The 1,129-nt window shown below is 68.2% G+C and carries 1 pseudogene; it reads right to left on the bottom strand.

The annotated features are described in order from the left end of the window. Positions 1-1,129 (bottom strand): annotated as a pseudogene (locus tag ACZ7GZ_RS43455) (alpha-1,4-glucan--maltose-1-phosphate maltosyltransferase); the annotation flags it as partial.

Genomic DNA, 1,129 nt, shown 5'->3' on the forward strand with positions numbered 1-1,129 from the left:
GCGATGGTGCGGCCCTCGCGTGCGGCGGCCTCCCAGTCACGCGTCCTGAGCTGGTACTTCTCCGAGTTCAGATATTCCTCGCTGCCCTCCCTGAGCGGGGTGTTCTCGCACAGTTCGTAGCCGCTGTAGATGCCCCAGGCGGGGGAGAGGGTCGCGGCGAGCACGGCCCGCACCTCGAAGGCGGGCCGGCCGCCGTGCTGCAGGTACGCGTGCAGGATGTCCGGGGTGTTGGCGAACAGGTTCGGCCGCATGTAGGCCGCCGCCTCCCCCGACAACTCGCCCAGGTACTCGGTGAGTTCCTGCTTGCTGTTGCGCCAGGTGAAGTACGTGTACGACTGCTGGAAGCCGATCTGGGCGAGGGTGTGCATCATCGCCGGACGCGTGAACGCCTCGGCCAGGAAGATCACGTCCGGGTCCTTGCGGTTGACCTCGGCGATGACCCGCTCCCAGAACACGACCGGCTTGGTGTGCGGGTTGTCCACGCGGAAGATCCGCACCCCGTGACCCATCCAGTGCCGCAGGATCCGTACCGTCTCGGCGACCAGACCCTCCATGTCCGCGTCGAAGGCGACCGGATAGATGTCCTGGTACTTCTTCGGCGGATTCTCCGCGTAGGCGATCGAGCCGTCGGGCCGATGACGGAACCACTCGGGGTGTTTGTGCACCCACGGATGGTCGGGAGAGCACTGCAGGGCGAAGTCGAGGGCGACCTCCAGACCCAGCTTCCGCGCCTCGCCGACGAAGTGGTCGAAGTCCTCGATCGTGCCGAGGGCGGGGTGCACGGCGTCGTGCCCGCCCTCGGGCGAGCCGATCGCCCACGGCACGCCCACGTCCTGCGGCCCGGCGGTGAGGGTGTTGTTCGGCCCCTTGCGGAACGTCGTACCGATGGGATGGATGGGCGGCAGGTAGACGACGTCGAAGCCCATGTCCGCGATCGGCTTCAGCCGGCGAGCGGCCGTACGGAACGTGCCGTGCGGCTGCCCGGCGGTGCCCTCCGAGCGCGGGAAGAACTCGTACCAGGAGCCGTACAGGGCGCGTTCGCGCTCCACCAGCAGCGGCATCGGATCAGAGGCGGTGACCATCTCCCGCAACGGATGCCGGGACAGCACGTCGTCCACCTCCGGGGACA

Source organism: Streptomyces sp. NPDC037288 (genome assembly GCF_055603265.1).